Source organism: Rhizobium sp. R711, from assembly GCF_002211365.1.
Lineage (GTDB): Bacteria > Pseudomonadota > Alphaproteobacteria > Rhizobiales > Rhizobiaceae > Rhizobium.
This window is the reverse complement of record NZ_LOKZ01000011.1, coordinates 13,646-32,247: the sequence shown is the minus strand read 5'-3', so window position 1 is coordinate 32,247 and position 18,602 is coordinate 13,646. Positions and strand designations below refer to the sequence as shown.

Below are 18,602 nucleotides of genomic sequence, written 5' to 3'. Positions count from 1 at the left end.
ACATGGTTGGAAGTCTTTTGCTTCGCGGAATGCTCGCGGGGCTGATTGCTGGCGTCCTCGTTTTCGCGTTTGCCCATACCTTCGGCGAGCCGCTCGTCGACCGAGCGATCGCGTTTGAGGAAGCGGCGGCCCAAGCGGCGGGTGAAACCAGCGAGCCTGAAATCGTCAGCCGTGCCACGCAAGCGGGCCTTGGCCTCCTGACTGGTGTGATCGCCTACAGCGTTGCCGTCGGCGGCTTGTTTGCCCTCGTCTTCGCTTTTGTCCAGGGACGCTTCAGCAATCTTGGCGTCCGCGGGACCTCTGCCGTCATCGCCATTGCGGCCTTTGTCGCCGTGGTTGTCGTGCCCAACATCAAATATCCGGCCAATCCGCCGGCAGTCGGCAATCCCGACACGATCGGCGTCAGGACTGAACTGTTCTTTCTGATGATCGTCGTATCGATCGCTGCGCTTGTTGCGGCAATTGCGCTTGCCCGCCGCCTGACCCCGCAGTTCGGCGTCTGGAATGCAGCAATCGCAGCGGGTCTTGCCTACGTCGTCTTCATCGGCCTCGTTCAGTATCTGCTGCCGCCGATCAACGAGGTGCCGGAGAACTATTCCGCTGTGGTTCTCTGGCATTTCCGCACGACTTCGATCGGTATGCACGTGATCCTCTGGGGCGTTCTTGGCCTGGCCTTCGGTATTCTCGCAGAGCGCAAGCTCGGTGCCGCTCCAAAGCCACGTGCTCGCGCGCCGGCTTTTCATTGATTGGAGAGAAGGCTCCGGCGCAATCAGGAGCCTGTCCCCCGCGATGTCCAGCCGGCGTTCCATTTTCCTTGTCGCCATGATCGCGTTGCTGCCGCTTTGGCCCCTGGCAGCCGACGCACACCAGCGGAGTGGTAGCGGTCCCCATACCGGCATTGCGATCGCCGAAATCTCACACGGCGAAATGATCATGATCGCGGAGTATCGCGATCGGATCATCGATCTCGCGGCACGCGCCACGGATACGAACGAGCCGTTCCGACGCGTGCTGAACTATGCACAGATCCAGCACGCCTACTGCTTCTGGGGCAAAATGCCTGGCAGCGTAACGGATGAGGGGAGCCCGTTCAACGAGTGCTCGCATGCCTATCTCGCGGCAACAAAGGCCGTGCTGCTATCGATGCGGGGCATGGGCGGCGAGGCTGCCGAAGCCGAGGCGATCGTCTCGGCGATCGATGCCGGCATGGTTCTACGCGGCTTGGCGCTGATCACCTGCCAATTCAGTGGTGAGGCGTTCAATACTGCGGACATCGTTCACCCGGCTTGGCGGGACGTTCCGCTGCATCCTGCCAGCATGGCGACGTTGACGGCGCTCGCGGCGGCAATTCTGGCGCTCGTCTATTGCGGACGGTGCCTGGTTCGGCGGATCACGCCCTAGCTTTTCTCGACATCGCGGTCGAAGTGCGTTGCAACCAGCATGGCTGCAAGGTGGACGGTGTTCTTCGCACCGTAGCGCTCCTTCATGCGCTCCAGGCGGTGCTCGACCGTTCGGTGCGAAATGCCAAGATCGGCGGCGATCTCCTTGGCCGTCGCGCCTTCGGTCAAGAGCTGGATCACCGCTTCGTCAGTCGCATCCATGCGGGCCTGCTGCTGCGGTGGGTTGAACATGAAGCGGCCGTTCGAAATAGTCAGGAGCCAGGATGGCCGCCGGGCTGTTGTCTTTTGCGGGAGGACCAGTCGCTCGTATTCGAGGTTGACGCCAAGCACCCTCGTCTTGACCAGTTCCATCGATGGTTTCTGTGTGGCGATCACCTCGCGATAACGCGGGATGACGGCTGTTTCCATGTAGGTGCGATCCTTGAATTCGCCGATGCGCTGATCGGCGAAGAGCTTATTGATGTTCAGAAGGCGTGAACTGAAGCCGGACGGTCGCACGACTTTCAGTTGCCATTGTAGTGGATCCTCACCGTCCAGAACGACAAGTGTCATCCTCATCCTGATCGTCAGAAGGTCGATGACGTCACGATAAATGTTTTCCGGCGCGGCGGGCGTCTGCGATGTGGTATGCAACCATGCGTCCAGCAGCTTCTGCGTGACAGTATGAAATGAAGTGTCCTTGTTCATCAACCCATAGGCGATATCTGGAATCGTTGGGTCACAACAACCCAAAATGGGCGTCGGTTCAATAGGCGATCGTGCCAAAATCGGCGTAAGATATTAATTTGAAAAATATATCGCTTTTTGCATCTATTTTGAAGTGAATCCGCCGCAGTGAAATTTGCACGTTAAGCGGGCTTTTAGTCGGCTGTGGATGGTGACGGCAAGCTAGCTGGTGAAACTATAGCGGGCAGGTCGCCGTCGCGACACCGCCATCAGCCGCCGAAATAATCGCGACTGGTATCACTCCTCCGAGTATCGCTGCTCGCGCCAGGGATCGCCGTACATGTGATAACCGTTCTTTTCCCAGAAGCCCGCTGCATCGGCCGCCTGAAGCTCAATGCGCCGCAACCATTTCGCGCTTTTCCAGAAATAGAGATGCGGAACGACGAGCCGCATGGGACCGCCGTGATCGCGCGTCAGCGGCAATCCTTCCCAGGAAGTTGCAAGGATCGCATCCCCTGTAGCGAAATCGGAGAGCGGCAGGTTGGTCGTGTAGCCATCATAGCTTGTCAGCATGACGTAATGGGCTCCCGGTTTCGGCATGGCCTGATCGAGTAAGTCGCGGGTCGAAACACCTTTCCATTTGTTGTCGTAGCGCGACCACGTTGTTACGCAATGAATATCGGTGATTTTGGTACTCTGCTCGAGGGCCAGGAAGGCCGTCCAGGTAAGATCAAGCGGGGTTTCGACAAGCCCACGAACTTCCAGGCGCCAGGTGTCGGTGGAAATGATGGGCTGCTGGCCGAGATCGAGGACCGGCCAATTCTTGACGAGGTGTTGGCCAGGCGGCAAGCGCTCGGTTTCCGGGCCACTGATACGGCCAGTCAGGAATTTTCCTTCGGAGGCCCATCTGCGCTTCGACGTGGTAAGCTTGCTGTCTGTCGGGGTTTGATCGTCGCTCATCGATGGCCCTTTCGCGGTCGCGGCGATTAGGGCATTCGCCTTTGAGGACTGTCAAGCGTGACATTGGCTGGCAGGTGCCGCGAGGGGAGGCCGCCCCGAGCGCGCCTGTTCTCAGCCGGATGATGCCGCAGCGAAAACCGCCAACTGAGCGGCAAATGCACGCTTGTACGCCGGCCGTGCCTCGCCGCGCGCGACATAGGCGGAGAGATTCGGATAATCGTCGAGCATGCCCGATCCTTTCACCCTCAGCAGCACCGATACCATCTCGAGGTCACCAGCGCTGAATTCGCCGTCGAGCCAGTCGGCATCGCCAAGCCGGACGGCGAGTTCCTTTAGCCGCTTACGGATGCGTTCCTCGATCATCGACCGGCGCTGCTCGTACCAAGGTTGGTCGCCTTCCATGAATTTGGCGATTTCTCGATCGATCATCGGCTGCTCCATCGTGGTGAGCGCGGCGAATACCCATGTGATCGCGCGTGCCCGGGCATTCGGGTCCTCCGGCAGCAGGCCAGCATGGCGCTGCGCGATATGAAGCACGATTGCCCCCGATTCGAATATGGCGAGATCGCCTTCTTCATAGGTCGGAATCTGCCCGAAAGGCTGAAGCGCGAGGTGGGCGGGTTCCTTCATCGCTTTGAACGAAAGAAGCCGAACGTCGTAAGGCTGGCCCACTTCTTCCAGCGCCCAGCGAACGCGCATGTCGCGCGCCAGACCTCTGCCGCGATCGGGCGAGCGTTCAAAGGCGGTAATGGTAATCGTCATCGCTGCTCTCCATAGCTTGTCTGCCTTGAAGACGACTGGCTAAACGGGATTCCGACACTTCAGCTTGAGATAATCCTCGTCGTCAGTTTAGCCACCGCTGAAAGGATGCGTCCCCTCGTTCTCGCCGCAGCAGGCTCATCTGTGCAGCGCTTGGGAACTGTGGCATAACTAACCGATGGCGATACATGTCTTGGCAGTCCATCGCGAGACGGTCGGGACGGAACAGGCGGCGGGCGGTTCGCTTGCAAGCGCCTATTCCGTGGGCATTCTCTGCTGGCTGCTATCTGCCGGCGTCTATATCGCCGCGAAATGGGTTTCTTCGGAAATGCCGCCCTGGGCGCTCTGCTTTTGGCGCGTGCTGATCGCCTGGGCGATCCTTATGCCGATCGTGCACAAGCACTTTGGCGATATGGTCGCGCTTGTGCGGGCGCGCGCTCTTGAACTGCTTGTGATTGGCGGCATGGGGCTTGCGATCTGCCAGGGCCTGATTTTTGTCGGTCTCGAACATGCCGACGCCACCACTGCCGGCATCATCATTGCTCTGATCCCGATCATCACCATGATCCTTGCCCGGTTGTTCCTGGCCGAGCCGATGGGAAGCTGGCAGGTGATCGGATCGATCCTGGCCTTTCTCGGGATCGTCGTCATCATCATCAAGGGCAGCCCGGCCGCACTGATGCGTCTCGATCTCAATCCCGGCGAACTATGGATCGTCGCCGGTGCGTTTTGCTTTAGCCTCTATACCGTGCTGCTTCGTCGGGCGAAATTTGATGGGAACCGGCTTGCGCTTTTGGTCCTGCTTCTCGGTGCGGCGGTGCTGACGGCGCTGCCATTCTATCTCTTCGAGCTTGTTTCCGACGAACGGTCGACGCTCAACAGCAGTGGGCTCATCGCACTTGCCTATGTCGCCATCCCCGGCGGGGCGATCATGTATTACCTCTTCAATCGCAGTATCGAGGCTTTGGGCGCGGCCCGGGCAGGCGTCCTCCTCTACGTCCAGACGATCTTCATCGCGGTGCTCGCCTACTTCATCCTCGGCGAGCAATTGCAGCGATACCACCTCGAGGGTGCGGCGCTCATCGTCGCCGGCTTGCTGCTGATAATCCTGTTGAAGCCGAAGGCGAGGGCGGAACCCGTGAGGGCCTGAGGTCGTCGGCTGGAGACGGCACAACGCAGGTGATAGCGGCCCACAATTTCCGAACGCCTTTCACGAAAGATTCTTGAGATAGAGGGACAGCAGTTGCGTCTGCGAGGAGATGCCTAATTTGCGATAGACATTGCGCCGATGAACCTTAACGGTTCCCGTTGAGATACTGAGCTTCAGGCCGATCGACTCGGAGGAGTGGCCTTGGAGGACGAGATCGACAATCGCGGTTTCGCGGCTGGTGAGATTGAGATCGCGCCACACCGCTTCGGCAGGCTGCAGGGAGCTTTCACCAGCATCGCGTCTGCGACTACCGCGATTTCGAGAATGCAGTTGTGCGTCAAAACGGGCTCCTAGCCCAGCCCAGTAGTGGCGGACCATGTTGGCGATCAAGGGCTCGGCTTTCTTCAGCAAGGCAAATTCCGCAGGCGGGAAGGGGCCGGTCTTTTCCTTGCGCATGAGCGAAAGAACGATGGTGATATCGTCATCGGCCGTGACGAAGAAGCCGATTTCCTCAGCAAGGCCTGTCTGGACATAATAGGTCCGGTAGTACTCGCTGGAGAAGAACCGGTCGGGCGCCAGCTCACGCATGCGAAACACGCCGGCGCGCCGCTCGTTAGCGGTGTGGTAGAAGGGATCGAGCAGGTATGGGCCGGCTTGGTAGAGCGTTACGAAAATGATGTGCTCCTTCGGGTCGAAGGTGCTGTAGAGGTCGATCGGCCGATCTTTGCCACGATAGGCGAAGACGACGACGTAGTCGAAGCGCACTAGCGCCGCCATCATCTGCCGAAAGGTCTCGCCGAATTCCGCGTCGCCCATTGCCTGCCGGCCAACGGTGGCGTTGAAGGCTTGAAACAGCGCCTCCAAATCGGTGCTCATTGCCGGAACCTCCTGATCGCCTCGCGAGGAAATCTGCGCTCTCCGTGTATATACCTTCCACGAAGGCTTTATGGCTAAAATACCTCTCTCGGGGTATATACCGCGAGGGAAGGGCGCGCTTAGTCTTTCCGTAACGACGGTGGCAAAAGGCAGCGCTAGACTGCCCAATCCAAACCAACCGCAGGGAACAGACGTGGCATCCGCTTCGACGAACGATATCGAATTCCGTTCGGTCACCAAGAATTATGGCCCGGTGATCGCCGTAACGGACATCAACCTCAATGTGCCGAAGGGCGCATTCCTCGCGTTGCTTGGCCCCTCGGGCTGCGGCAAGACCACTTGCCTGCGCATGATCGGCGGTTTCGAGCAGCCAAGCGAAGGCACGGTGCTGATCGACGGGCGCGAGATGAACGGTGTACCGGCCTATCGGCGTCCGGTGAACATGGTCTTCCAGCATTATGCTTTGTTTCCGCATTTCGATGTCCGGCAGAACGTTGCCTATGGTCTGAAGCAAATGCGGCCCAAGCTTGCGGCAGCCGAAATCGATCGGCGGGTAGCAGAGGCGCTGGAAATGGTGCGGCTCGGCGGCTTCGCCAAGCGCCGCATCCATGAAATGTCCGGTGGGCAGCAGCAGCGCGTGGCGTTGGCGCGCGCAATCGTCAACCGCCCGTCGGTGCTGCTCCTGGACGAGCCGTTGGCTGCCCTCGACAAGAAGCTGCGCTCGGCCATGCAGATCGAATTGCAGACATTACAACGTGAACTCGGCATCACCTTTGTTCTGGTCACCCATGATCAGGAAGAAGCGCTCTCGATGGCGGATATTGTCTGCGTGATGAGCGCAGGGCGGATTCGGCAGCTGGGCTCGCCGCAGGAGGTCTATGACCGCCCCGCCGATCTGTTCGTTGCAGATTTCGTCGGCAAGACCAACCGGGTGAAGGCGACAATGGAAGCGGACGGCGCGACGCTGCGCCTTGCGGACGGTTCCGCAATCGCCGCGGGGGGCCGGACGCGTATTTCGACCGGTGAGGCAATCGTCGCGATCCGCCCGGAATCGATCCGCCTGACACGCACCCAGGCGCCTGATGTGGCGAACTTCAAGGGCACGGTAACCCACCGTATCTTCCTAGGCTCGTCGGCGGAATATGCCGTCACGGTACCTGGGCTCGGCGACTTTCTGGTGACCGCCGACCGCCGCAACATGAATGAAAGCGATCTGGTCGAGCCCGGCGAGGCCGTCTACCTCGGCTTTGATCCCAGTGCGGCCCATGTCTTCTCAGCATCAAGTGCAGCCTAAAATCAAAACAAGGGAACAGCATCGTGAGCAAAGACTATAAGGATAATCTTCCCATTTCTGCCGAAGGCTTCATGGACGAGTTCATGCGGCTCAAGCGTGGCTCTGTCAGCCGCCGCCACTTCCTCGGCATCACCGGCCTCGGTCTTGCGACCGCCGTGATGTCACGCTTCCCGGGTGCCTTGTCGACACCCGCCTATGCCGGCGAAGACCTCGGCACGCAGATGTCGATCGCGACCTGGCCGAACTACCATGATCCGGCGACATTCGAGAACTTCAAGGCGGCAACTGGCGTTGCCGTCGAAGTCAATGTGTTCGGTTCGAACGAGGAAATGCTAGCGAAGCTGCAGGCCGGCGCTTCCGGCTGGTCGCTCTTCGTGCCGACCAACTACACGATCTCGACCTACCACAAGCTCGGTCTGATTGACGAACTGGACCTTTCGAAGATTGCCAATTTCAGCCAGTCGACGGAGAGCCCACGTTTTACCAAGGAAGGCCAGATCGACGGCAAGACCTACGCCTTGCCGAAGAACTGGGGCACGACCGGATTCTCGGTCAACACCTCCAAGATCAAGTCGAAGCCTACGACCTGGAAGGATTTCTTCGAGATCGCTCAGACGGAGGCCGATGGTCGGGCGATGGTGCACGACTACCAGCTGACGACGATCGGCAGCGCGCTGGTGTCGCTGGGCTACGGCTTCAACTCGATCAAGCCGGAGGAACTGGCGAAGGCCGAGGAACTGCTGATCAAGGTGAAGCCGCATCTCTTCGCCATCAATTCCGACTATCAGCCGGCCATGCGTGCGACGGATGCCTGGATGACGATGTGCTGGACGAACGACGGTGCGCAGCTTAACCGCGATATGCCGGAGCTTGCCTACATCCTCGGGACGGACGGCGGCGAAATCTGGACCGACTACTATGCGATCCCGAAGGACGCTCCGAACAAGGCGGCCGGCTATGCTCTTCTTAACTACCTGATGGATCCCGCGAACGCGGTGAAGGAGCATATCGCCAACGGCGCGCCGACCACCGACAGCCGCGTCATTTCGTTGCTGCCGAAGGAGATCACCTCGAACAAGATCGTCTATCCGGATGAAGCATCGTTGACGCCGCTGGAGTTCGGCGCCGCTGTAACCCTGACCGATCCGGGTCGTGCCGAGCTGATGGCGCGGTTCAAGTCGGCGTGACCAGCCTGTCGTCATGCAATGCCTCTTCCCGGTTCCGGGAGGAGGCAAGCCTCCTCGTGGCCACCAACCAGCGAACCTCCAGAATGGCTCTGTCCCCGGACACCAGAAGACGCCTGATCACCACAGCGCTCGTCGCGCCGGCAAGCGCATGGCTGTTCGTGTTCCTGGTCTTGCCGTTCATTGCAATCGTTGTCTTTTCCTTCGGCGAGCGGGCGCCGGAGGGTGGTTACCAGGCGGCATTTACCTTGGCCCAGTTTGCCAATCTCGGATCCCGTGCGGCCGCCTTCAAGAATACGCTGGTGCTTGCGCCGATTGGATCTTTCGTCTGCCTGTTGGTCGCGTATCCGGTCGCCTATTACCTGGCGGTGAAGGCAAGCCCGCAGCATCGACTGTTACTGGTGTCACTCGTCGTGGTGCCTTTCTGGACCAGTCTTCTCGTTCGCACCTATGCGTGGATGTATATCCTCGGCGCGCGCGGCATCCCGCATCTGCTGGAATTTGTCGGCATTGAGAATGTGCGGCTTCTGAACACGCCGGGCGCTGTCCTTCTCGGCATCGTCTATGGCTACCTGCCGCTGATGATCATGCCGATCTATGTCAGCCTGGAAAAGCTGGACCGCCGGTTGCTGGAAGCTTCTGCGGACCTTGGAGCAAGACCGCTATCGACTTTCTTCGGCATAACGCTGCCGCTGTCGTTGCCGGGCGTGATGACCGGCGTGGCGCTGGTCACCATCCTGTTGCTCGGCGAGTACTTGATCCCGCAGCTGCTGGGCGGCGGCAAGGTGTTCTTCATCGGCAACGCACTGGTCGACCTCTTCCTGCAATCGCGCAACTGGCCGTTCGGCTCCGCGATCGCCGTCACCCTCGTTGTCGTCGTCGTCATCGTGCTTCTCGTCGCCATGCGCATTGCCTGGCGCGTTGCGGGCACCCGCCAGGTGGATCTTGTCTGATGCGTGGGCTTGTTACGGCAGTCTATCTGTTTCTCTATACCCCGATCGCGCTGGTGGTCTTGTTCTCGTTCAATGCTGGCCGCAACGCGTCGGATTTCACGGGCTTTTCCACGCAATGGTACGGTAAGGCGCTCTCCAACACCTTCCTCATGGAGGCTCTGCAAAACAGCCTTATCATCGCGCTCACCAGCGCGGCGCTCGCGGCGCTCTTCGGCACCATGGCCGCGCTCGGCATGGAGCGGCTTGGAGCCCGGACGCGAGCCGTATTCGATGGCCTGTTTGCCACTGCAATCGTCGTTCCGGGCGTCGTGATAGGCATCGCGACGCTGGTCGCCCTCGTTGAAGTCTTCGGTTTCATCAACCCGGCCCTGGCGGCGATCTGGCCCGGCGACCAACCGCCGAAGCTGACGCTCGGCTACGGTTCGATCATCGCCGCACACGGGCTTTTCACCATGGCTTTGGTGACAATGATCGTAAAGGCGCGCATCGCCAGCCTCGGGCGCGACATCGTCGAAGCGTCGAGCGATCTCTACGCGACGCCGCTGACGACCTTCCGCCAGATCGTGCTGCCGCAGATCCTGCCGTCGATCCTGGCGGGTTTCCTGCTCGCTTTCACCTTCTCCTTCGATGACTTCATCATCGCGTTCTTCGTCGCCGGATCGAATACGACGCTGCCGATCTACGTCTTTGCCTCGATCCGCCGCGGCGTGACGCCGGAGATCAACGCGATTGCCACCATGGTGCTCATCGCATCGCTTGCCCTCATTCTCATCGCGCGTTTCCTGATGCGCGAAAGGACAACAGCCTAAGTGGGAAATACCATGATCCTCAAGAACCGTGTTGCAATCGTCACCGGCGCAGGGTCCGGCATCGGTCAGGCCGGCGCGCTCGTGATGGCGAAAGAGGGCGCCCATGTCATCGTCGCTGACATCGACTTCATGAATGCCGAGGAGACCGTCAGCCGGATACGTGGGCTTGGCGGCAGCGCTGAGGGCATTGTGCTTGATGTGACCGACGATAATGCCCTCGAGGCAGGTATTGCCGGGGTGGTCGAGCGTCACGGTCGCATCGACATCCTGCACAACCATGCCGGTGCGCAGGTCGCCGGCGATCTGGAGCAAGTGGCGATCGACGGTTTCGACAAGTCCTGGAGCCTGAATGTCCGTGCACACTTCATGGCGGCGCGCTTCGTCATGCCCGTCATGAGGAAGGCAGGCAAAGGGGTCATCCTCAACACCTCATCCTCGTCAGGCGTTCTCTACGATCGCGAGATGATCGCCTATACGACAACAAAGCATGCCGTTATCGCCATGACACGGCAGATAGCCGGCGATTACGCCAAATTCGGCATCCGTGTGAATGCGCTTTGCCCCGGCTGGGTGGACACGCCTTTCAACGAACCCTTTATTGCCCAGATGGGCGGGCGTGACGCGATCGAGGCCTATATTGCCGAGAAGGTTCCGCTTGGGCGCTGGGCAGACGTGTCGGAAATCGCCGAGCCGATCCTCTTCCTCGTATCGGACCGCTCCTCTTATATGACGGGTCAGATCCTGGTCGTCGACGGCGGCGAGACTGTGGTCTAACCCGGTTGAGAAGGTTGAATTCTTGGGCCAACTGTTAAATAACAGATGGACTATGACGGGCGCCGTTCTGGCGCCCGCTTGCATTTACAGGACATCCTGGCTCATGCCCATTCCCGCCCGGATCGAGCACGATCTACGCTTCCTGACCGAGCTGCGTCGCGATCTGCACGCCCATCCCGAGCTTGGCTTTGAGGAGGAGCGTACGAGTGGCATCGTCGCGCAGCTATTGGAAGAGGCAGGTATCAAGGTGCATCGCGGCCTCGGTGGCACCGGCGTTGTCGGTACGCTGCAGGTCGGCAACGGGACACGGACGATCGGATTGCGGGCGGATATGGATGCGCTTGCGATGCCGGAGACACCGGATCGTCCGTATAAGTCCAAATTTGCCGGCAAGATGCATGCCTGCGGACATGACGGGCATACAACGATGCTGCTTGGCGCAGCACGGCATCTCGCGGCAACACGCGACTTCTCCGGAACCGTGCATTTCATCTTCCAGCCAGCCGAAGAGGGCAGGGGCGGCGCGCGGAAGATGGTCGAGGAGGGGCTGTTCGAGTTGTTCGCGTGCGATGCCGTCTACGGCCTTCACAACATGCCGGGCCTAGCCGTCGATGAGATCGCCGTCGTCGAGGGTCCCCAATTGGCATCCTCGGACAGTTGGCGCGTGACCTTTCGCGGTGTCGGAACGCATGGCGCCAAGCCGCATCTCGGCAAGGATCCGATTACGGCTGCCGGCACGTTCCTGGCGTCGTTGCAGACGATCGTCGGGCGTGTCGTCGATCCTCTGCAGCCGGCGGTCGTCAGCGCCTGTTCGCTGCAGGCCGGTGACCCCAAGGCGCTGAACGTCATACCCGATATCGTCGAAATCGGGGGGACCGCCCGGGCCTATTCGCCTGAGGTCCGCGACCAGCTCGAGGAAGAAATCGGCCGGCTTGCGAAGGGCACAGCGGCGATGTTCGGCATTGCGGTCGACTACCAGTTCGAACGGCGCATCCCGCCCGTCGTCAACAGTAGCGACGCGACCGCGCGTGCGCTCGGGGCGGCGAGTGCTGTCTTCGGGAAGAAGGTGCGCACGAATTTCCCGCCCTCGACGGCAGGCGATGATTTCGCCTTCTTCGGCCAAAATGCGCCTGGCTGTTATGTCTGGCTCGGGAACGGGCCAGCTGTCGATGGCGCCCTGCATCACAACACCGCGTATGATTTCAACGACAATGCGATCGGCTACGGAGCGGCCTTTTGGACAACGCTGGTCGAGCGCGAGCTGAAGGCTGCGCCGTAAATCACTGGCTTTCTGGCCTGATAATCTATCGGTGTAGTCGAGCGTAGCCGCGGCGAGGGCGCCCGGCGGCGGCGGCCACTATTCGCGCTCGAGGATCTCGATCACCGGGTTTTCCAGCACCTTTCCGGTCGTCACGTCCGCAATACCGCGATCCGTCTGATGCGGGCCGACATTGCAGGCAAGCGTTGCGCCAAAGCAGGCCTTGAAAACGAGGTAGGGCGGCTTCCAATCGACGATCATCTCCATTGCCTTTCGGATCGCCTTGAAGGAGGCGGCTGTTTCTTCCAAGGAGGCCTCGGTGATGAGGCCGGATACCGGCAGCGGCAGATGCGCTTCAACCTGGCCGCTTCTCACCACGGCCATGCCGCCGCCCGCGGCGATCACCGCATTGGCAGCGACTGCCATGTCGCCCGCGTTGCCGCCGAAAACGGTGAGGTTGTGGCTGTCGTGGGATACTGTCGTACAGAAGGCCCCCCGCCATGTTCCCCAACCTGTGAGGAAGCCGACACGCGGCCGGCAGTCGGCCTTTCCGTGCCGATGCGCGACCGCGATCATGGTGCTTTCGGCCGGAGGTACGACGAAACCGTCTTTGACGTCGGTCTCCGCCTCGCCCCATTGCGTGAAACGGGGACAGTCAATCGTGGCGACGCGAACGCGCCTGCCGGTGGTGGGAACCCTGAAGTCATCTTCCGTCAGGGCCGTCAGCTTGACCGAATTCTGCAGCGCCACAGTCTCGAACGAGGGCAACTGGGCGTTCATTTCGCCTGATGTCGAGACGATCACGCCGTTGGCGATGACGGCCTTCGTGGCGAAGCCAACGAGATCTTCGAAAAGCACGATATCGGCGCGTCGGCCGGCGGCAATCAAGCCAAGATCCGAGCGCTTCAATCGCTGCGCTGCATTGAAGGTGGCGGCTCTCAACGCCCATTCCGGCTTCATTCCATAGCGGACGAGCCGGCGGATGACGTCGTCGAGACCACCGCCGTCCTTCAGTTCATCCGGGAAGACGTCGTCGGTGCAGAGTGTGACCGTCGATGGCAGATGGCCGATGCCGCTGAGAGCGGTTACGAATTCCTGCAGCAAATGGTCATGCGAGCCGCGCAGCTCAATCGTCAGCCCGGCGGCCAGCTTTTGCAACAGATCTGCGCTGGAGGTCAGTTCGTGATCGGAGCTGACACCGGCCGTCATGAAGGCGTTCAGGTCAGCGCCTTCGAGTCCGCGCGCGTGGCCGCAGACCAGCTTTCCTGAAGCGAGGCCGGCATTCACAATGTCGGTCATGCGTGGATCGCCGTCGATGACGCCGCGCATGTTCATCACTTCCGCAACGCCCCCAATGCCCCGCCACAGCAGCATTTCGGCGATGACCGATGCGTCGAAATCGGCGCCGGCGACTTCAAGCCCCGGAGCGGAAGGAACGCAGGAAGGCGCAAGCACGATCGTGCGGAGCGGCAGGCAGCGAGACGCTTCGATCGCCCAGCGCACGCCGTCGAGACCATGCACGTTGCCGAACTCGTGCGGATCCCAGACAACAGTCGTGACGCCGCGTGGAACGACGGCTGCCGCATAGGCGGCGGGCGTCACCATCGAGCTTTCGATGTGCATGTGCGTATCGATGAGGCCGGGTGAAATGATGCTGCCTGCTGCATCGACGATCTTGGCTGCGTCGGTGCGGCTACCCGGCGCGTGGACGCTTGCAATCAGCGCTCCGACGATGCCGATGTCGGCCTCGCGGATCAGTCCGGTGACGACATCTAGCAGGCGGCCGCCCGAGATCAGCAGGTCGAAAGGCGCATCACCGCGCGCGGCGGCAACGGCGCGGGTGCGAAGCGCTGGGTCGTTGAGGTCCATCGGCTCCAGTGCGCTCATCGGCTGGCTTCCTTGATCAGTGCGTCGAAGATGATGGCGTGAGCCTTCTCGACGTCGATGTCGACCGCGCATTCCGCATTGAATGCGGCATGCGTGGCCCGCGTCTCTACAACGGTGCGACCGCGGGTGTGCTGCCCCTGCAGTTCCGCGTCGATCCGTGCAGGTCGAAAGCTAACGATCTCGGGTGCGACGAAGGCGACGGCGGCGGAAGGGTCGTAGATCGCCATTCCGGGCCTGCCGCGGCTCGTGCCGATGCCGATGTAGCCGTCGAGCACATCGGCGAGCAGCGTCGCATTGGCACCACCGGCGTTTCGCACCGGGCAAACGTCGTCAGGCGTTGTGATGACCTTGCGGCAGAGATCGAGGTCGACCATGCGCAGCGGCAGATTATGGGCGAGAACGATGGCGAGCGCTTCCGGGTCGGCCAGCGCGTTGAACTCGGCGGATGCCGTGTGATTGCCTGCAGTGACGCCGCCACCCATCCAAGTCAGTTCTGTAATGCGGGCTGCGAGGTCCGGGCGTGCCAGGGCGAGAGCGGCGAGGTTTGTCAACGGGCCAAGCGCCAGGATCCGGTGCGGACCTTCGGTTTCCAGCCAGCGGCAGAGCGCGGTGAACGCGTCGCTCTCCGGCAAGGCAGGCGCGATGGGCAGACCCTGGCCTGCGGTCGGAATGCCTGTTTCGCCGAGGATCGCCTGCGCGGTCTCGAGCGAGCCGAGGACGGGCATGGCGCGGCCGCTGTGGATCGGGAAGGTCCAGCCGAAGGCCTTGGCGGCGCCTGCTGCGTTGACGCGCACCTGCGGCAACGGCGTATTGCCGAAGACGAGCGAGACGCCTGATATGTCGAGCTTTGCGTGGGTCACCACGAGGATCGCGGCGATATCGTCAAAGCCCATGTCGGTGTCGATCCAGACGCCCATGATGTTACCTGTAACGTGAGAGGGGCGCTGCAGCGGCAAGCGGCAGGTCGAAGGGAAGCGCCGTGCCGATCGCATGTGTCGGCAGCTCGGCATCGACCTCTGCCTTGATGGGGCCAAGCGGCGTGTCGAGCAGATATTCGCGGGTGTTCCCGGCAAACGAGGTGCCGCGCACGGTGCCTTGGTAAGGACCTGAACCAAGGCTCACCATGCGCGGACGCCAGGCCAGGCCCTTTGCGGCCTGCGGCGCTGGACCGGCAAGCTCGACGAGATTGTTGGATGTCGCGAGCTTCCCGTTCTCCAGCGCAAAGACGTTTTCAAAGCCGACGAAATCGGCGACGAAGGCCGAGACGGGCTTGTTATAGATTTCCTCCGGCGTGCCGATCTGCTCGATGCCGCCGTTCAGCATCACGACGATCCGGTCGGCGAGTGCGAGCGCTTCGATCTGATCGTGTGTCACGAAGATCATCGTGACGCCGGTTTCCTTCTGGACACGCTGCAGCTCGGCACGCATTTCGAGGCGCAGGCGGGCGTCGAGGTTGGAGAGTGGTTCATCCAGCAGGAGAACCTTCGGCTCCATGACCATGGAGCGGGCAAGGGCCACACGCTGCTGCTGGCCGCCAGAGAGTTCGGCGGGCTTACGATCAGTAAACTTGGCAAGGCCGACGGATTTGATGCCGGCGCTGACCTTTGCATCGAGATCCTTGCCGCCGATACCCTTCAGGCGCAGGCCGAAGGCGACGTTTTCATAGACCGTCAGATGCGGGAAGAGGGCGTAGGACTGGAAGACTAGGCCGACATTGCGCTTGTTGGGAGAAACGCGGGTGATCTCGTCTCCATCGAGCGTGATGCGGCCGGATGCGGGGGCAAGCAGGCCGGCGACTGAGCGCATCGTCGTCGTCTTGCCGCATCCGGAGGGGCCGAGCAAAGCGACGAGCTCGCCCTTGGCGATCGACAGGTCGAGATCCTTCACCGCGACCGTATCGCCGTAGGCAAGCGTCAGCTTGTCGAGTTTGAGATAGGCGTCAGACATAGCGAGAGAATCCCAGGAAGCGTTCGGCAAGGAAGACGATGCCGATGGAAAGGAAGGCGAGCAGCGAGGAGAGTGCCGCGATCGACGGATCGTAGGTGGTCTCCATGTAGCCCAGCATGTCGATCGGCAGCGTGCGCACGCCGGGACCGGAGAGGAAGAGCGAGACCGGCACCTGATTGAAGCTCGTCACGAAGCCGAGGATGAAGGCCGCCAGGATGCCGCCGCGAATATTCGGCATGACGACGCGGAAGAAGGCGCCTGTTCGCGACGAGCCGAGCAGGACGGCTGCTTCCTCCATATCCGAGCGCAGGTTGTTGAGGCTGGCGGATACCACGCGCACGGCGTAGGGGAGCACAAGCGCCGTGTGCGCCATGAACAGGGCCAGCGTGATGTTGAAGCCGAAGGGCACGACGAGATAGCGCAGCAGCGCCAGACCGACGATGATGCCGGGCACGATGATCGGCAGGGATACGATGGTGCGGACGGTTTCGCCTAAGGGCAGCTTGTAGCGCGACAGCGCATAGGCGGCGGGAATGCCGAGGAAGAGCGCCGTCAGCGTACCGACGACGGCGAGGAACATCGACATGGCGAAGCTCTCGCGGAAGCTGTCGATGGTGAAGACCTTGGCGACCCATGTCAGGGAAAGACCCTGCGGCGGGAAGGCGAGCGTGTCGCCTGCCGAGAGCGATGCGGCGATGATGATCAGGAACGGGCCGATCAAGAAGATCAGCAGCAGGGCAAGAACAAGCGGAGATAGAATACGCGCGGTCATCTCTTGTTCCTCGCGGTGGCAACGCGCTTGAGCAGGATATTGGCGGCAAAGCTCATGACGATCAGAATGAAGGCGATGACGCTTGCCGAGACGAAATTGTTGGCGACAGATACCTGCTGATAGAGCAGCGTTTCCAGCATCAGCACCTTCGAGCCACCAAGCACGGCAGGCGTGATGTAGGCTGTCAGTGATCCGGTGAAGACGAGCGTGCCGCCGACGACGAGGCCCTCACGGGTGAGTGGCAGAATCACCTTCCAGAACACCTGGAGCCAGTTGGCGCCGAGCACGCGGGCGGCGGGAATGGCATCCTTCGGCATGTTTTCGAGGGCGCTGATCAGCGACAGGATCATCAGAGGCAGGAAAAGTTGCAGCAGGCCGATGAAGATTGCGGTTTCTGTAAACAGCAGGCGCAGCGGTGTATCGCTCAGGCCAAGGCCTGTGATGGCCTGGTTGACGATGCCGGTGCGGCCGAGGATGACGATCCATGCATAGGTGCGGGCGACCGGCGAGATCATCAGTGGCAGAGTGATGAGGCCGATCATCCTGCCCTTGCCCTTCGGCGGCAGGTTGACGATTGCGAAGGCTGCGGCATAGCCGATGACAGCCGAAACCGCCGTCACCTCAAGCCCCAGGCGGAAGGTCCGCAAAAAGACGGTGCGGTTCAGCGACTCGGAAAAGAAGCCGGTGTAGGCACCAAGCGTCCAGCTGCCATCGATGTGGAATCCTTCGGAGAGAAGGATGACGACGGGCAGCAGGAAGACCAGCACGGCAAAAACTGCTGCAGGCAGGGCAAGCGCCAGGGCTTCTGCGCGGTTCTGAAACATGAAGCGACTTTCGACGGATGGAAGGGCTGGCTCCGACAAATTGCCGAGCCGGCCTGGAGATTACTGGCCGACCTTCTCGTTCCATTCCTTCAGCCAGGCGGCGCGGTTGTCGAGCGCGGCTGCGGAGGGGATGAGCTTCAAGCTCTTGGCGGTTTCTTCGCCATAGGTCAGGTTGTTGGCGGCTTCCTCGGAGAGCTTGACCTCTTTATTTGCCGGGCTGTCGACCAGCTTTTCAGCAAGCTTCGTCTGGATTTCAGTGGAGAGCCAGAAATCCATGAACTGCAGGGCTAGATCGCGGTTCTTCGAGCCCTTGGTCACGACCATGACGTTCATGCCGCCGGTCTGGCCTTCCTTGGGCGTTGCCCATGCGACGGGAACGTCGAGCTTGGTGAAGCCCGCCCAGGAGAAGCGACCGATCGGAGCCGCCCAGATTTCCTCCTGCTGCATCAGCTGCACGAGCTGCGAGGACTTCTCGTAGAAGGTGACAACCTCGTCCTTCTTCTCGCCCAGCGCCTCGATCGGCGCCTTCAGATCCGGGCTGTCGTTGCCGAGTGCCTGGCCGAGCATGTAGAGCGCTGGCGGACCCTGGTTGGTGGTGACGTTCGGGAAGGCGACGTGGCCGACATATTCCGGCTTCAACAGGTCGGCCCAGGACTCGATCTTCATCTTGTCGGAGCGATAGGCGATCGAGGTGGCGTAGAAGGTGTAGCCGACGCTCATGCCGTCGCCGTTCGGGTCCTTGGCGAGGTCGTAAAGCTTGCCGAAGTTGGAGAGCTTCGAGGTGTCGACCTTATCGATCAGATCCTTGCGGGTGGCCGCCAGGGCATCGGCCATGGAGACAACTGCCATGTCGATGACGGGGTTCGCCCTGTTGGCCTCCATCTTGGCAAGACGCTCGACGCTGTTGCCGGTCTCGACGACCAGCTTGCAGCCGCACTTCGCCTCGAAGGGGGCGTAGACGATGGTCTTGAAGTCATCCTGAGCGAAGGCATAGACGGAAATCGTCAGCGTCTTCTCCTCTGCCTTTGCGGCGAGGGGCGACAGCACCAATAGCGCGGCCGCAGCGATAAGGGCATTCTTCATGTCAGC

Annotated in this window: 19 protein-coding genes; 9 read left to right on the top strand and 10 right to left on the bottom strand. The window is 61.1% G+C overall.

What is annotated here, in order from left to right; all coding sequences use genetic code 11:
• Positions 1-2 precede the first annotated feature (2 nt).
• The gene (locus ATY80_RS13115; RefSeq protein ID WP_088692853.1) at positions 3-746 is read left to right on the top strand and encodes a CbtA family protein; all 744 of its coding nucleotides are present in this window, start codon (positions 3-5) and stop codon (positions 744-746) included.
• A 43-nt stretch (positions 747-789) separates the two neighbouring features.
• Positions 790-1,401, top strand: coding sequence for a hypothetical protein (locus ATY80_RS13110; protein ID WP_088692852.1), 612 nt, complete (start codon positions 790-792; stop codon positions 1,399-1,401).
• Here the strand turns inward: ATY80_RS13110 and ATY80_RS13105 are convergent.
• From ATY80_RS13105 to ATY80_RS13095, 3 genes are all read right to left on the bottom strand, one after another.
• A complete protein-coding gene (locus ATY80_RS13105; RefSeq protein ID WP_088692851.1) occupies positions 1,398-2,087 on the bottom strand; it encodes a helix-turn-helix transcriptional regulator in 690 nt (229 codons plus the stop codon). The genes ATY80_RS13110 and ATY80_RS13105 overlap by 4 nt on opposite strands.
• Before the next feature lie 276 nt (positions 2,088-2,363).
• A complete protein-coding gene (locus ATY80_RS13100; RefSeq protein WP_088692850.1) occupies positions 2,364-3,026 on the bottom strand; it encodes a sulfite oxidase-like oxidoreductase in 663 nt (220 codons plus the stop codon).
• Between the two features lie 111 nt (positions 3,027-3,137).
• Entirely contained in the window at positions 3,138-3,788 is a 651-nt protein-coding gene (locus ATY80_RS13095) for a glutathione S-transferase family protein (RefSeq protein ID WP_088692849.1), read from the bottom strand.
• Between the two features lie 175 nt (positions 3,789-3,963).
• Here ATY80_RS13095 and ATY80_RS13090 point away from each other — a divergent pair, with 175 nt between their 5' ends.
• On the top strand, positions 3,964-4,935 hold the full coding sequence (locus tag ATY80_RS13090; RefSeq protein WP_088692848.1) for a DMT family transporter: 972 nt from the start codon (positions 3,964-3,966) through the stop codon (positions 4,933-4,935).
• Between the two features lie 60 nt (positions 4,936-4,995).
• Here the strand turns inward: ATY80_RS13090 and ATY80_RS13085 are convergent, their stop codons facing one another.
• Positions 4,996-5,811 (bottom strand): LuxR C-terminal-related transcriptional regulator, encoded by an 816-nt coding sequence (locus ATY80_RS13085; RefSeq protein ID WP_088692847.1) that lies wholly within the window; start codon positions 5,809-5,811, stop codon positions 4,996-4,998.
• A 193-nt stretch (positions 5,812-6,004) separates the two neighbouring features.
• Here ATY80_RS13085 and ATY80_RS13080 point away from each other — a divergent pair, with 193 nt between their 5' ends.
• From ATY80_RS13080 to ATY80_RS13055, 6 genes are all read left to right on the top strand, one after another.
• Positions 6,005-7,105, top strand: a complete 1,101-nt coding sequence (locus ATY80_RS13080) for an ABC transporter ATP-binding protein (RefSeq protein ID WP_088692846.1) — start codon at positions 6,005-6,007, stop codon at positions 7,103-7,105.
• A 23-nt stretch (positions 7,106-7,128) separates the two neighbouring features.
• A complete protein-coding gene (locus ATY80_RS13075) occupies positions 7,129-8,292 on the top strand; it encodes a spermidine/putrescine ABC transporter substrate-binding protein (RefSeq protein WP_088692845.1) in 1,164 nt (387 codons plus the stop codon).
• 83 nt (positions 8,293-8,375) lie between these two features.
• Positions 8,376-9,242 carry an ABC transporter permease gene (locus ATY80_RS13070; protein WP_088692844.1) on the top strand — a complete coding sequence of 289 codons (867 nt, stop codon included), beginning with the start codon at positions 8,376-8,378 and terminating at the stop codon, positions 9,240-9,242.
• The gene (locus ATY80_RS13065) at positions 9,242-10,051 is read left to right on the top strand and encodes an ABC transporter permease (protein ID WP_088692843.1); all 810 of its coding nucleotides are present in this window, start codon (positions 9,242-9,244) and stop codon (positions 10,049-10,051) included. Before ATY80_RS13070 ends, ATY80_RS13065 begins: the two co-directional genes overlap by 1 nt.
• Positions 10,052-10,063: 12 nt before the next feature.
• Positions 10,064-10,825: an SDR family oxidoreductase gene (locus ATY80_RS13060; protein ID WP_088692842.1), complete on the top strand. Its 762-nt coding sequence runs from the start codon at positions 10,064-10,066 to the stop codon at positions 10,823-10,825.
• Between the two features lie 103 nt (positions 10,826-10,928).
• Positions 10,929-12,104: a M20 aminoacylase family protein gene (locus ATY80_RS13055; protein ID WP_088692901.1), complete on the top strand. Its 1,176-nt coding sequence runs from the start codon at positions 10,929-10,931 to the stop codon at positions 12,102-12,104.
• Positions 12,105-12,182: 78 nt separating this feature from the next.
• Here the strand turns inward: ATY80_RS13055 and ATY80_RS13050 are convergent, their stop codons facing one another.
• Genes ATY80_RS13050 through ATY80_RS13025 form a run of 6 tightly spaced genes read right to left on the bottom strand, consistent with a single transcriptional unit; the run spans position 12,183 to position 18,596 of the window.
• On the bottom strand, positions 12,183-13,970 hold the full coding sequence (locus ATY80_RS13050) for an adenine deaminase C-terminal domain-containing protein (RefSeq protein ID WP_088692841.1): 1,788 nt from the start codon (positions 13,968-13,970) through the stop codon (positions 12,183-12,185).
• Positions 13,967-14,887, bottom strand: coding sequence for a nucleoside hydrolase (locus tag ATY80_RS13045; protein ID WP_088692840.1), 921 nt, complete (start codon positions 14,885-14,887; stop codon positions 13,967-13,969). Before ATY80_RS13045 ends, ATY80_RS13050 begins: the two co-directional genes overlap by 4 nt.
• Positions 14,888-14,891: 4 nt before the next feature.
• On the bottom strand, positions 14,892-15,917 hold the full coding sequence (locus ATY80_RS13040; RefSeq protein WP_088692839.1) for an ABC transporter ATP-binding protein: 1,026 nt from the start codon (positions 15,915-15,917) through the stop codon (positions 14,892-14,894).
• Complete coding sequence (locus ATY80_RS13035; protein ID WP_088692838.1) at positions 15,910-16,689, bottom strand: ABC transporter permease; 780 nt, start codon at positions 16,687-16,689, stop codon at positions 15,910-15,912. The genes ATY80_RS13040 and ATY80_RS13035 overlap by 8 nt, the downstream gene beginning before the upstream one ends.
• Positions 16,686-17,513 (bottom strand): ABC transporter permease, encoded by an 828-nt coding sequence (locus tag ATY80_RS13030; protein WP_088692837.1) that lies wholly within the window; start codon positions 17,511-17,513, stop codon positions 16,686-16,688. Before ATY80_RS13030 ends, ATY80_RS13035 begins: the two co-directional genes overlap by 4 nt.
• A 60-nt stretch (positions 17,514-17,573) precedes the next feature.
• Positions 17,574-18,596, bottom strand: coding sequence for an ABC transporter substrate-binding protein (locus ATY80_RS13025; RefSeq protein WP_088692836.1), 1,023 nt, complete (start codon positions 18,594-18,596; stop codon positions 17,574-17,576).
• Positions 18,597-18,602: the final 6 nt, after the last annotated feature.